Genomic DNA, 13,224 nt, shown 5'->3' with positions numbered 1-13,224 from the left:
TTGACCACGCGGTGCGGCAACGTGCAAGCCCTAGCGATAAGAGCGATCAGGTCAGTGTTTTGCTCATGAACAGCGACGCCGGGCTCTCCTCGTACTCCCCAAACGGTCCACAATCCTTGAAGCCATGCGCCCGGTATAGACTGTGCGCCTGATGCAATGTGTCACCGGTTTCCAGCTTCACTTCGGCAAGTCCCTGGGCCCGCGCCTCGACTTCAATCGCTTGCATCAACTTATGCGCAATGCCTTTGCCGCGCGCCTTTGGATCCACAAACATTGATTTGATCTCGGCGTAGTTGCCTTTGTTGGCTAGGGCCACGCATCCCAGAGACACCTCGTCCTCCGTGGCCACGAAAAAACTCACGGACGGCACGCACAATTCGTCAATCGACAGGAAGTGATTGTCTTCTGCGCTGAACAGCTCCTGCATCAAGGCGTGGCTTGCTTGCAAAAGCGCGGTGGCTTGCGCGTCGCGCGGGTTGCCTGGCACCACTTTGATATCGCTCATGACGTCTTCCCGTTGATCGTTTGATCAAAGATGTGTCAGTGTGGAGTGAGGCTGTCCAGCCGTTGCACTAGGAAAGGTCGTCCAAGGCGGCATCGCCACTGGAATTTGCTCAAATAATAGGCAAGGTGTCACCCGCGACGAAGAGTGCTGTTTGCAACCCCATGCCTCTGATGCCGATCCGTCAGCGCGACGATCTGCCCAATATTGGCAATATCTTGTGGATAACTTCGGGGTTAAATCCATATCCTGTGGTTTGCCGTTGACTCACCACAAGAGCCCTTTGCAGACTTCTTTAACCAAAAAGGAATCACAGGACCCGCCGCAATTTGCGCTTTTCCAAACTCAGACTGACAGGCTTCAAAAGCTTCGTGGACCCCACCGATCTGATCATCGCCGATGGTTTGACTGGCGTTGTGGGGCCAAACGGCTGTGGCAAGTCCAACCTGCTGGAAGCACTGCGCTGGGTCATGGGGGAGAACCGCCCCAAGGCGATGCGCGGCGGCGGCATGGAAGATGTGATCTTCGCGGGCGCCTCGACCCGCCCGGCGCGCAACTTTGCCGAAGTGTCTCTGCAAATTGACAACTCCGAACGCCTCGCACCTGCGGGCTTCAACGATGATGACGCGCTCGAAATTGTCCGTCGCATCACGCGCGATGTGGGCAGCGCCTATAAGGTGAACGCCAAAGACGTCCGCGCCCGCGATGTGCAGATGTTGTTTGCCGACGCTTCTACGGGCGCGCATTCCCCCGCGCTCGTGCGTCAGGGCCAGATTGCTGAGCTGATCAACGCCAAACCCAAGGCGCGGCGTCGCATTCTGGAAGAAGCGGCGGGCATTTCCGGTCTGTATCAACGTCGCCACGAAGCAGAGCTGAAACTCAAAGGTGCCGAAACCAACCTTGCTCGCGTCGACGATGTGATCGAGCAATTGGCCAGCCAGTTGGCACAGCTGTCGCGCCAAGCCCGTCAAGCCGCCCGTTACCGCGCCATTGGCGACGAGTTGCGACAGGCCGAAGGCATGTTGCTCTATCGCCGCTGGCGCGAAGCCGACGACGCCCGCGCTGCCGCTGACGATGAACTCAAAACGCGCACCACGCAGGCCGCTCAGGCTGAGGTTCTGGCACGTGCCGCAGCGAAGACCCGCCAAGAGCGGGACGAAGTCCTGCCCGGCAAACGTGAAGAAGAGGCCATTGCCTCGGCCGTGCTGCAACGCCTGCAAGTGCAACGCGACAGTCTCAACGACCAGGAATCCCACGCGCTGCAAATCATCGAGACGCTCAAAAATCGCATCCTGCAACTGGGCCGCGACATGGAGCGGGAGGCTGGTCTGAACCGCGACGCGGAAGACACCATCGAGCGGTTGGAGTGGGAACAACGCGAGCTTGCCAAGGCCGGCGAAGGTCAGGAAGAAAAACTCGAAGCTGCCTCTGATGAAAGCCGCGAGGCTGCCAGTGTTCTGCAGGAACGTGAAGCGGAGCTGTCGCAACTGACCGAGGACGTTGCGCGTCTTGCCGCCCGCCACCAATCGGCGCAGCGCTTGTTGGATGACAGTCAGAAGACGCAGGACAAAAGCGAAGCCGAGGCCGAGAAAGCCCGCGCTGCGGTAGCAGAATCCAAGGAGGCTTTGGAACGCGCCGCCGAAGAGCTGGAGCTGTCGCGCGAATCCGAGGCGGAGGCCATCGAGGCCGCGCAGGATGCCGAAGAACGCCTTGCCGAGGTCGAAGAAGAGCGCGCCGAAACCCAATCGCGCGAGGCGGACGCTCGCGCGGAACGGTCGGAAGCGGAAGGCGAGTTGAACGCTCTGCGTGCAGAGACCACCGCACTTGCCAAGCTGGTGGAGCGCGACACGGCCGAAGGCGGCCAAATCCTGGATCGCCTGCAAGTGCAGCAGGGCTTTGAGAAGGCGCTGGGCGCAGCCTTAGCCGATGATCTGCGCGCGCCTGAGGTCGAAGAAGATGGCCCCTCCGGCTGGTACGTGCTGCCACAGTATGGCGACGTGCAACCGCTGCCCGATGGGGTAACCTCTTTGGTGCAGCACGTGTCGGTGCCCGAAGTGCTCGAACGCCGCATGAGCCAGATTGGCCTCGTCGCAAATGAAGACGCGCTTTCCTTGCAACCGCTCCTGAAACCCGGTCAGCGGCTTGTCTCGCTTGAGGGCGACCTGTGGCGCTGGGATGGCTACCGCGCCTGGGCCGAAGATGCGCCAAGCGCGGCAGCGCTGCGCCTGCAACAGCTCAACCGTCTGGAAGAGCTTAAACAGGCCATGGCCCGCGCCACGGCCCGTGCAGACGGTGCTGTCGATGCCCATGAGGCGCTGCAAACCCGTCTGCGCGAACTTGCCAATGTCGACCAATCCGCCCGCGAAGCCCGCCGCGCCGCTGATCGCGCCGTGGCCGATGCCAACCGCGCGCTGTCCCGCGCTGAGGCGGACCGCAATCTGGCCGAAGGGCGTCTGGAAAGCCTTGGTTTGGCGGTGACCCGCCACGAAGAAGAGGCCATGGCGGCGCGTCAGCAACTGCAGGAAGCAGAGCGCGCGCTGTCGGACCTTGGTGATCTTGATGCCGCCCGCCAAGAGGTGGAAGACATCAAAATGACCGTCGAAGGCGCGCGCATCATGATGATGTCCCGCCGCTCTGCGCATGACGAATTGCGCCGTGAAGGCGAAGCCCGCTTGAAGCGCACGCAAGAGGTCATGAAAGAGATCAGCGGCTGGCGTCACCGCCTTGAAACCGCCGAAAAGCGGATGAATGAGCTGGCCGAACGCAAAGATGCCTCGGAAGAAGAGCTGATCGAAGCAGGCGCGGCACCCGAAGAAATTGCTACCAAACGCGAAGAGCTGACCGAAGCCATCGAGGCCGCCGAAGAGCGCCGCAAAGCAGCTGCCGACGTGCTGGCTGAGGCTGAGGCCGCGCTGCGCGAGGCAGAACACAATGAACGCGACGCGGAACGGCTGGCCAGCGAAGCCCGCGAGGCCCGTGCCCGCTCGGAGGCCCGCGCCGATGCGGCCCGCGAAACCGTGACCTATGCCGCCGAGCGCATCATGGAAGAGCAGGAGGTCAATCCGGCGCAGCTTCTGGAGCGGTTGGACGTGGATCCGGACAAAATGCCGGATTCCGAGACAGTCGAAAACGACGTCAACCGTTTGAAACGGCAACGCGACAGTCTTGGTGCAGTGAACCTGCGCGCCGAAGAAGACATCAAAGAGGTGCAGGAAGAGCACGACGCGCTGGTCAGCGAAAAGGCAGATCTCGAAGAGGCCATCCGCACCCTGCGCAGCGGTATTGCCAGCCTGAATAAAGAAGGCCGGGAACGGCTCCTGACCGCCTTTGAGCAGGTGAATTCGAACTTCTCCCTTTTGTTCCGCCACCTTTTTGGCGGGGGTGAGGCCAACCTTGTGCTGGTCGAAAGCGACGACCCGCTGGAAGCAGGCTTGGAAATCATGTGTCAGCCGCCCGGCAAAAAGCTCAGCACGCTGTCCTTGTTGTCCGGTGGCGAGCAAACTCTGACCGCCATGGCGCTGATCTTTGCGGTGTTCCTGGCCAACCCGGCGCCGATTTGTGTGCTCGACGAGGTCGACGCGCCGTTGGATGACGCAAACGTAACGCGGTTTTGTGATCTTCTGGACGAGATGTGCCGCCGCACCAACACGCGCTTTTTGATCATCACCCACCACGCGGTAACCATGGCGCGCATGGACCGCCTGTTTGGTGTGACCATGGTCGAGCAGGGCGTGAGCCAATTGGTCTCTGTGGACCTCAAAGCGGCAGAGACTTTGGTGGCCTAAGGCAGAGGGGCCAGCCCCTCCGGCCCACGGTGTGGGCCTCCTCCCCGGGATATTTCTGGAAGGAGAAGCAGTCACTGCATTGTGACGCGCAGGTGAGCGTGCCGCCGCCTAGGGTGGGGCAGGAGGTGCGTAATGCGGACTTGGATGATTTTGGGGCTGCTGTGTGCGGCGGCCAGTAGTATGGCGCAGGATTGGAAAGGGCAAAGCGGCGACACGCCGTTTGCTATGGCAGCGCTCTCTGCGCAGCTGTCTGGCCAGACCTTGGTGTTTTTTGACGAAGGCCGGTCGGTTTTTGAGCGCAATGGGCAGTATCAATACACCTATGGCGGCGGCGGCACTTGGTATGGCCATTGGAAGGTTACCGATGACAGTGTGGTGTGCGTGACCTTTGTCACCGGTGTGGAGCGCTGCGATCGGATTGTAGAAAATGGCGGGCGTCTGGTGATGCAGACCGCGGATGGTCTACGGTTTCCAGTAAAAGAAATTGAGGCGCACTCCTAGAGCGCGCCTCTGCGTCGCTATTTACAGCGCGTTTAGCAACTGTGGCGTTGGCCAGGCGTCCGCAGGCAGGCCCAGACGCGCTTGCTCTGCCTGAACCGCGCGACGGGTCAATTTGCCCAGGATGCCGTCGACCTTGCCAACGTCATGCCCGCGCGCTTTTAGCTTCTTTTGTAGCTGTTTCATCTGGTTTCCGGACAGGCCTGTGTCTGGCTTGCCCGCATTGTAGCGCGCCTTGCCCTCCAAACGGTTGGCGAAATAAGCCGCCGTGGTCACATAGACGAAGCTTTTGTTCCACTCAAAATACACGCTGTAGTTTGGATAGGCCAAAAACGCAGGCCCCTTGCGCCCCTGTGGCAACAGCAGCGAGGCGGGCAGGTTGGCGAGTTTGCCTTCGCGTGGTTTCACACCCATCTTTGCCCATTGATTGGCTGGTAAGGTGGTGTCCAAGCCGGACTTGGACCAATCCAGATTGTTCGGCACCACAACCTCTTGCAGCCATGGCTCATTTTTGCGCCAGCCGAGATGTGACAACATCTTGCCGCCGGACATCAGCGCATCCTGTGGCGAGGTTTTCAGGCTGACTTTGCCGTCGCCATCGCCATCGACGCCGTTTTCAATGATGTCCGCTGGCAGCATCTGCACCATGCCAATTTCCCCTGCCCAAGCGCCGGTGGTTTTGGTCGGGCTGAAGTTGCCGCGTTTGTAGAGCTCCAGCGCCGCAAACACTTGCGGGCGGAACAACTCTGGACGGCGACAATCATGCGCCAGTGTCACCAGAGAGTTCAGCGTGTTGAAATCGCCCTGGAAGGCGCCGTAGTCGGTTTCAAACGCCCAAAACGCCAAAAGCACACCGCGCGACACGCCGTATTGCTTTTCGATCCGGTTGAAGGTGGAGGCGTATTGTTTGGCTTTCTTGCGGCCCACATCAATTCGGTTTTGGCTGATCAACCGCTGGGAAAAATCCAGAAACGGCATCTGGAACACACCCTGAGAGCGGTCCGCCTTGATGGTTTTCGGGTCCTGCCGCGCGCTGGCAAAGAACTTGTCCACGGTGCCTTTGGAATAGCCCTTGGACAGGGCCTCTTTCTTCAACCCGTTGACAAAGCTGTTAAAGGACCCGCCGCATTGCGCGGCGGCAGTGGTGGCTGTGCTGACGGTCAGGAACGCCGCGGTCAGCGCTGGCAAAAGACGCATTCAAATACCCTCGTGGACAAAATGATGGTCCAGACATAGCCAGAGCCTGACGTGCGGGCAAGCGCCTAGAGGACCGCCAGCACGCCAACCACTGCCAATCCTGCCGCCCATGTCAGCCATAAGGCCCGACAACAGGCATCCACATCATCGGGCGTGAGCGTCTTGCGTCCCTGCGGGTTCACATAGGGAAAGTCCTGCAGCACGCCATCATAAGATCGCGGCCCGGCCACGGCGACGTCCAGCGCCCGCGCCATGGCGGATTCCGGCCAGCCTGCATTTGGGGAACGGTGCAGTTTCGCATCCGCCTTGATGGCTTTCCATTGCCCCAATCCGGCATGTGTCGCAGCAATCAGCAAGGCGGTGAGCCGGGCAGGGACCCAATTGAGCACGTCATCCAACCGCGCCGCCGCCCAGCCAAAGTCCTTGTGGCGCTCGGTTTTGTAGCCAATCATGCTATCGGCGGTGTTCACAACTTTGTAGATCAACAGTCCTGGCAGGCCGCCAACCAGGAACCAGAACGCAGGCGCAATCACACCGTCACTCAGGTTCTCGGCACCGCTTTCAATGGCAGACCGAGCAACCGCGCTTTGATCCATCGCCTTGGTATCCCGGCTGACAATGCGACCGACCATCATGCGTCCATCTCCCAACGATTGCCGCAAGGCATCGCCGACCGCTTGCACATGCTCCACCAACGAGCGCTGCGCCAACAATACGGCCGCCAAGAGCATCTGCGGCAGCCAGCCAAACAGGCCAATAATTCCGCCCAAAATCCATGTCGCCAGAACCAGCGCGATCACCACAATCACGCCTTTAGTCTTGCGGTTGATGCCGGTGTTATAGTCGCGATCCGCGCGGCCAATCAGCTTGCCCATAAGCACGGCAGGATGCGGCACCCGCTGCCAAAGCCAGCGTGGCTCGCCAAATATGGCGTCGAGCAATAGCGCGCCTACCAGAATGCCTGCTGTGCTCAAAACTCATGCTCCATCATACGCAATGCGTGTTCCACCTGCTCCCAACGATCGGGCGCTGGCAAGCCCAACCGCAAATAGGTTTTGGAATATGGGAAGATGCGGGTCCAGATGTGGTAGCGCGCAAGGTGGTTTTGCCACTTGGCGGCATCATCCACTTCATACAAGCGAAACAGGCTGGTGCCACCAGACAGGCTCGCCCCGGCCATCTGCATCATATGATCCAGACGGGCGCTGTCTTTGCGCAAGCGCTCGCGTGTTTCCAGTGCCCAGCCGGTTTCAAGCAAAGCCGAGGTGCCTATGGTCAATGCGGGACCGGATACTGCCCAGGGTCCGGTGAGATCAGCCAACCGGGCGATCAACTCCGGCGCGCCAATCGCAAAGCCAAGACGCACACCGGCAAGTCCCCAGAACTTGCCAAAGCTCTTCAGCACAATCCGTCCAGGCTGCTCCGCCACGCGGATCATGCTCCAATCCGGTGTGACATCACAAAAGCTTTCGTCAATCACGGCAAAGGGCGCGGTGAGGTCATCCACGGACCAAAGTCGCCCCGTTGGGTTGTTGGGATGCACCACCACTTGCGCGTTGGGCGCTTCAGTGCCCAGCTGCCATCCTTGGGCTGCAAAGGCAGCTGCGTGCTCATTGTAGGTTGGCGTCTCAATCTGCACGGTGCCTTGATCCAGCAAAGACGGAATGCGGGCAATCAAAGCCGATGCGCCGGGCGCGGCCAGGATCGCTGCGCCGTCAGGCACCTTCCAGAACGACCTTGCGGCTTTAAGCAAGCCGTTCTGTGCCACTTTGTCGGGTAGGCGTGCCCAATCGTCCATGAGGATGTGGGGCATAGTGTAAGGCACCGGATTGATGCCCGTGGACAGGTCTAACCAACTGTCGCGGCTGCCGCCCCAGCGCTCTCTTGCGGCGTCAAGCCCGCCGCCGTGGTCGCGTTGTTCCGGTGTGGCCGTTTGAGGGGAGGTGGTCATGTCGCGCCCTGCTGTGATCCTGCAAGGCGCGGGTACCGCACTTGATGTTCTCTGCGCAAGCCTTCTTGCCTGCGCAGAGGGGATTTGTCCGATCAGCCGCGCCCGTGTGGCGCGTCATAATCAATCACCGGATTGATTGGCACAATCTGATGTGGATTGATGCTGGTGTGGCTGCGCAGGTAGTGGTCCACGATGTGTTTAAAGTTCACCGTCTCCGCCACGCCGGGCATTTGATAGAGCTCACGTGTGTAGGCCCAGAGATAGGGGTAATCCACAATCCGCTTCCGGTTACATTTGAAATGCAGGTGATAGACCGGATCAAAGCGGATCAGGGTGGTGAACAAGCGCCAGTCCGCCTCGGTGATCTGATCGCCCATCAGATAGCGGTTTTGTGACAGTCGGTCTTCAAGCCACTCCAGCGTGTCAAACAACGGATAGATGGCCGCGTCATAGGCCTCTTGCGTGGTGGCAAACCCACTTTTGTAGACGCCATTGTTCAGCGTGTCGTAAATCCGTTCATTGACCTCCTCAATCGCCGCACGTTGGTCTTCTGGCCAAAAGTCCAACGTGTTGCCGATGAGCCCGTCAAAGGCGCTGTTGAACATGCGGATGATCTCGGAGCTCTCGTTGCTCACGATGGTTTCCTGCTGCTTGTCCCACAGGATCGGCACGGTCACACGTCCGGAATAGGTCGGGTCGGCCTTGGTGTAGATGTTGTGGGCAAACTCCAGACCATAAAGCGTGTCGCCGGTTGCCCCATGCTCATCCGTTTCAAAGGTCCAGCCTTCGCTGAACATATCCGGGTGCACGGCCGACACCGTGATGTGCTTTTCCAGCCCTTTCAATTTGCGAAAGATCAGCGTGCGATGCGCCCAGGGGCAGGCGTAAGACACATAGAGGTGGTAGCGTCCGCTTTCCGCTTTAAATTCGCCTTTGCCACTTGGCCCGGCACTGCCGTCCGCGGTGATCCAGTTGCGAAACTGCGCCGCCGAGCGCACAAACTTGCCCCCATGTGATTTGGTGTCATACCACTGGTCGGTCCATGTGCCGTCTACAAGCAAACCCATCGCGCATTCCTTTGTGTCTAAGTTGACCTCAACCTAAGCCAGCGCACCTCCTCAAAAAACCAACACACACGCGCGAGTGTTGCGCGTATTTGCACATCCCGCTCGCCGCTGACGAACCGGTGTGGTCGGCTAAGGAACCAGACTGTTTACGAAATCTTCGCTTGACCGGTGCACCATGGTGAGATGCAGTAAGACGAACGATGGAGAATCCCATGAGCACGTATTTTTCTGCCGAAGTGCAGGCCGGCTTTGATGCCGCGCGTAAAAAAGCGCTGAAACAGCGTCACCGCCTGCGGGTTGAGGCGGATGGTATGAGTGTCCGGGTTGTGCGTTTTCTGGACGATGGCTTTACGCTGGATGCCGAAACCGCGCCACGTCTGCGTGGGTTGGTGAACCTCTATGACGGCTCCAAACATATTTCGCAGTGCCTGGTTGTGGCGACCGACGAGGAAGACGGTGAAATGCACTATGAATTCAAGCGCGCCACAGCGGTCGCGGATCAGGCGCCGGTGGACTACTACCAGAGCGAGCCGACCCCGGCCGGGTTGCTGGGCCGCCCTAACTAAAGCGCGATATTAGCAAAACAAAAGGGCGGGGATTTCCCCGCCCTTGTTTGTTTATTGAAGGTCCGCAAAGGCCTCGGCCAATCGGGAGGCGGCTTCTTGCACCCGCGCCCGCGGGGTGGCGATGTTGAACCGCAGGAAGGTGTCGCCGCCTTTGCCAAAGGTGGGGCCGTGGTTCACACACACCCGCGCGCCTTGCTCAACCCGTTTGGTGAACTCCTCCCGCGCCATGCCCGTGCCAGAGAAATCCACCCAGCTCAGATAGGTCGCTTCCAATGACATGGAGGACAGACCCGGGATGTCCGCGATCGCACCGTCCAAAATTTTGCGGTTGCCATCGAGGTACTCGATCAACCCGTCCACCCAGGCCGCGCCCTCTGGCGAATAGGCGGCTTCAGCCATAAACAGGCCAAAGCTGTTGGGGGACAATCCAAGAGCCGCCTGACGCGCAGCAAACTTGGCACGCAGCTTTTCATCCGGGATAATCACGTTCCCGGTCAGACCACCGGCGATGTTGAAGGTCTTGGTGGTGGCGGTCATCATCACCAACCGGTCCAGAATGCTTGGATCGACATTCACCATCGGAATATGTGTCTGACCTGGGTACACCAGATCGTGGTGGATCTCGTCACTCACCAGAATGAGGTCATGGCGCTTACAGAAGTCGGCCACGCCTTGCAGCTCGTCACGGGACCATACGCGCCCACCCGGGTTGTGCGGGGAGCAGAGGATGAACATGGTCTCATGCCCCTTCATCTGCGCATCCCAAGCGGCAAAATCCATTTCATAGCGACCGTCGTTGTTCACGAGTTCGCATTCTACAACTTCTCGGCCCGCCGCTTTAATGACCCGTGCAAACGCATGATACACCGGTGTGGTCAATACAACACCGTCTCCCACTGCACTAAAGGCGTCCACACACAGTCCTGTGCCGTTCACCAACCCATGGGTGGTGAAAATCTCGTCACGCTCCACAGCCCAGTTGTGGCGCTCTTTCATCCACCAACGGATCGCGTCGCGATAGGCGACATCGTCGCCGTAGTAGCCAAACACCCCGGTGTCGATCATGCCTTTGACCGCATTGGTCACACAGGCGGGCGGGCGGAAATCCATGTCGGCCACCCACATCGCGATCCCGTCGTCCGCTGGCACACCATAGATTTTCTCCATCATGTCCCATTTCACGGAATGAGAGCCAAAGCGGTCGATGATCTCGTCAAAATTCATGGCGGGTGTCCTTTGCTTAACAACGCAACCGCACGCTACCGATTTGCGGCTCACGTGCAACCCCGCAAGCTACCCCGTTGCGCAGAAGGCGCGACTGTCCTAGATGGGGGCCATGATCAAACCAATTCTCATCCATCCCGATCCGCGCCTGAAAAAGGTCTGTGCGCCTGTTGCCGATCTCTCTGATGATCTGCGCACGCTGGCCGAAGACATGCTGCAAACCATGTATGACGCGCCGGGCATCGGCCTGGCCGCGCCGCAGGTTGGCGTGTTGGACCGTCTGATCGTGATGGATTGCGTTAAGGATGGCGAGCCAGAACCGGTGGTGATGTTCAACCCCGAAGTGCTGTCGAGCTCCGAAGACCTGAATGTCTATGAGGAAGGCTGTCTGTCGATCCCGGAACAGTTTGCCGAAGTCACCCGCCCCGCCGAAGTGCGTGTGGGCTGGATTGATATGGATGGCAACCCGCAAGAAAAAGACTTCGACGGCCTCTGGGCGACCTGCGTGCAGCACGAGATTGATCACCTCAATGGCAAGCTTTTCATCGACTACCTTGGCCCTATGAAGCGCCAGATGATGACGCGCAAGAGCCAGAAAATGAAACGGGAGCTTGCGCGCGGATGAGCCTGTCGATCGTCACGCCCGGGATCATTTTGGGCACCGAGAAGTATGACGCCTGTGTGGCTTTCTACCGTGACGTGATCGGTCTGCCGGTCTGGTACACAAAGCCAAGTCTTGTCTGTCTGCGGTTTGGCTCCGGGTATTTGATGATCGAGCATGGTGGCGTGGCCGTCGAGGGGCGGCGCAAAGCCAATTCCGAAAACCCCACGATGATCCGCCTGAACGTGGACGACGTTGAAGCCTCCGCTGAAATCTTACGCACCAAGGGCGTCGAGGTCGATGTCAAACACTTCGAGTGGGGCACTGTCGGCACCTTCATCGATCCAGACGGCAATCCTTGTGAACTCAAGGATGCGGGCGACCCCTATTTTCAGGAGACACAATGACCGTTCGCACCTGCCTGCCGTGGCCTGACAAACGCCTGCGCACTGTCTCCGAACCGGTGGACGAGATCACCGATGAGGTTCGTCAGGTCTGGGACGATCTGATCGACACCATGTACGCGATGCCCGGCGTCGGCATGGGCGCGAACCAGATCGGTGTGCTCAAGCGGCTGATTGTGGTGGACGCCACCGAAGAAGGTAAATCTGCTGTCCGCATGGCCAACCCGGAAATCCTGCACGCGTCTGTGCAACCGCGTGAGCACGAAGAGGCCAGCCCCAATCTGGTTGGTGTTTCCGCCAAAATCTCCCGCCCCCGCGCCGTAACCGTGCGCTACATGGATGAAAATGGCGAGACAGTGGAGAAAGACTTTGTCGGTCTCTGGGCCACCTCCGTGCAACACCAAATCGACCACATCAACGGCAAGATGTACTTTGATCACCTCAGCAAAACCAAACGCGCCATGCTGATCAAAAAGGCGCAGAAGCGCCGCTAAGTTCACGAGCAGGAGACCCCACCATGCGCATTCTTTTCATGGGCACCCCGGAGTTTTCCGTCTCCGTTCTTGACGCACTGATTGATGCGGGGCACGAAATTGTCGCTGTCTTCTGCCAGCCGCCACGTCCCGCAGGCCGTGGCAAGAAAGACCGTCCCACACCGGTACACGCGCGCGCCTTGGAGCTCGGCCTGAAGGTGCATCACCCCAAGTCGCTGCGTACAGATGAGTCCAAAGAGCTGATCGCCAGCATCGACGCCGAAGTCGGTGTGGTTGTCGCCTATGGTTTGATCCTGCCGCAGTACGTGCTCGACACGCCCACCCATGGGTGTCTCAACATCCATGCCAGCCTTTTGCCACGTTGGCGCGGCGCCGCGCCAATCCATCGTGCGATCATGGCGGGCGACAAAGAAACCGGCGTTTGCATCATGCAAATGGACGCCGGTCTGGACACCGGCCCTGTGCTGATGGAGCGCGCACTAGAGATTGGCGTGGAAGAAACCACTGCGCAGTTGCATGACCGCCTTGCCGCGCTGGGCTCTGTGGCGATTGTCGACACGCTGGCAGACCTCACCACCCTGACCGCCACACCTCAGCCCGAAGAGGGCGTGACCTACGCCGAGAAAATCGACAAGGCAGAATCCCGCATCGATTGGTCCGCGCCTGCTGCAGACGTCGACCGCAAAATCCGCGGTCTTTCCCCGTTCCCCGGTGCCTGGACCGAAATCGACGGTCAGCGGGTGAAACTACTGGCCTCCCGTCTCGCCGATGGCGCGGGAGCAGCGGGCGAATTGTTGGACGACGCGCTGACCGTGGCCTGCGGCGACGGCGCGGTGCAACTCCTGCGCTTGCAACGCGCAGGCAAAGGCGCGCAGGATGCGGAAATCTTTCTGCGGGGCTTCCCGCTCACCAAAGGTCAACAGTTGTAGGGCGTC

The 13,224-nt window shown here is 59.6% G+C and carries 13 protein-coding genes; 7 read left to right on the top strand and 6 right to left on the bottom strand.

All coding sequences use genetic code 11. The features are described 5' to 3' along the window. Positions 1-46: 46 nt before the first annotated feature. On the bottom strand, positions 47-505 hold the full coding sequence (locus SIB92_RS13575) for a GNAT family N-acetyltransferase (RefSeq protein ID WP_412552549.1): 459 nt from the start codon (positions 503-505) through the stop codon (positions 47-49). Between the two features lie 326 nt (positions 506-831). Between SIB92_RS13575 and smc the strand changes: the two genes are divergently transcribed. Together smc and SIB92_RS13565 are read left to right on the top strand one after the other, a co-directional pair. Beyond that, positions 832-4,287, top strand: coding sequence for a chromosome segregation protein SMC (gene smc / locus SIB92_RS13570; protein WP_412552548.1), 3,456 nt, complete (start codon positions 832-834; stop codon positions 4,285-4,287). Positions 4,288-4,419: 132 nt separating this feature from the next. Further along, positions 4,420-4,788 carry a hypothetical protein gene (locus SIB92_RS13565; protein WP_412552547.1) on the top strand — a complete coding sequence of 123 codons (369 nt, stop codon included), beginning with the start codon at positions 4,420-4,422 and terminating at the stop codon, positions 4,786-4,788. A 21-nt stretch (positions 4,789-4,809) separates the two neighbouring features. On the opposite strand, the gene SIB92_RS13560 is transcribed toward SIB92_RS13565, so the two are convergent. From SIB92_RS13560 to SIB92_RS13545, 4 genes are all read right to left on the bottom strand, one after another. Next, positions 4,810-5,982, bottom strand: coding sequence for a lytic murein transglycosylase (locus SIB92_RS13560; protein ID WP_412552546.1), 1,173 nt, complete (start codon positions 5,980-5,982; stop codon positions 4,810-4,812). Positions 5,983-6,047: 65 nt separating this feature from the next. Beyond that, positions 6,048-6,956, bottom strand: coding sequence for an adenosylcobinamide-phosphate synthase CbiB (gene cbiB, locus SIB92_RS13555; RefSeq protein WP_412552545.1), 909 nt, complete (start codon positions 6,954-6,956; stop codon positions 6,048-6,050). Beyond that, complete coding sequence (locus SIB92_RS13550; protein WP_412552544.1) at positions 6,953-7,933, bottom strand: threonine-phosphate decarboxylase; 981 nt, start codon at positions 7,931-7,933, stop codon at positions 6,953-6,955. The genes cbiB and SIB92_RS13550 overlap by 4 nt, the downstream gene beginning before the upstream one ends. Before the next feature lie 92 nt (positions 7,934-8,025). Continuing rightward, positions 8,026-9,000 (bottom strand): glutathione S-transferase family protein, encoded by a 975-nt coding sequence (locus SIB92_RS13545; protein WP_412552543.1) that lies wholly within the window; start codon positions 8,998-9,000, stop codon positions 8,026-8,028. Between the two features lie 212 nt (positions 9,001-9,212). Between SIB92_RS13545 and SIB92_RS13540 the strand changes: the two genes are divergently transcribed. Next, positions 9,213-9,566 carry a hypothetical protein gene (locus tag SIB92_RS13540; RefSeq protein ID WP_294117031.1) on the top strand — a complete coding sequence of 118 codons (354 nt, stop codon included), beginning with the start codon at positions 9,213-9,215 and terminating at the stop codon, positions 9,564-9,566. A 51-nt stretch (positions 9,567-9,617) separates the two neighbouring features. Here SIB92_RS13540 and SIB92_RS13535 read toward each other — a convergent pair whose 3' ends face one another. Beyond that, entirely contained in the window at positions 9,618-10,790 is a 1,173-nt protein-coding gene (locus SIB92_RS13535) for a MalY/PatB family protein (RefSeq protein WP_412552542.1), read from the bottom strand. Between the two features lie 112 nt (positions 10,791-10,902). Between SIB92_RS13535 and def (SIB92_RS13530) the strand changes: the two genes are divergently transcribed. The 4 genes from def (SIB92_RS13530) to fmt are packed head-to-tail and all read left to right on the top strand — an operon-like array spanning position 10,903 to position 13,218. Further along, positions 10,903-11,415, top strand: a complete 513-nt coding sequence (gene def / locus SIB92_RS13530) for a peptide deformylase (protein ID WP_295175639.1) — start codon at positions 10,903-10,905, stop codon at positions 11,413-11,415. Then, positions 11,412-11,798, top strand: a complete 387-nt coding sequence (locus tag SIB92_RS13525) for a VOC family protein (protein WP_412552541.1) — start codon at positions 11,412-11,414, stop codon at positions 11,796-11,798. Before def (SIB92_RS13530) ends, SIB92_RS13525 begins: the two co-directional genes overlap by 4 nt. Next, the gene (gene def / locus SIB92_RS13520; protein WP_294117024.1) at positions 11,795-12,289 is read left to right on the top strand and encodes a peptide deformylase; all 495 of its coding nucleotides are present in this window, start codon (positions 11,795-11,797) and stop codon (positions 12,287-12,289) included. Before SIB92_RS13525 ends, def (SIB92_RS13520) begins: the two co-directional genes overlap by 4 nt. A gap of 23 nt (positions 12,290-12,312) precedes the next feature. Next, positions 12,313-13,218 carry a methionyl-tRNA formyltransferase gene (gene fmt / locus SIB92_RS13515; protein WP_412552540.1) on the top strand — a complete coding sequence of 302 codons (906 nt, stop codon included), beginning with the start codon at positions 12,313-12,315 and terminating at the stop codon, positions 13,216-13,218. The last annotated feature ends 6 nt before the right edge of the window (positions 13,219-13,224 follow it).

Origin of the sequence: Shimia sp. MIT1388 (assembly GCF_047124445.1) — a bacterium.
In the GTDB taxonomy this organism is placed as follows: Bacteria; Pseudomonadota; Alphaproteobacteria; order Rhodobacterales; family Rhodobacteraceae; genus Shimia.
This window is presented reverse-complemented; position numbering and strand designations above follow the sequence as displayed.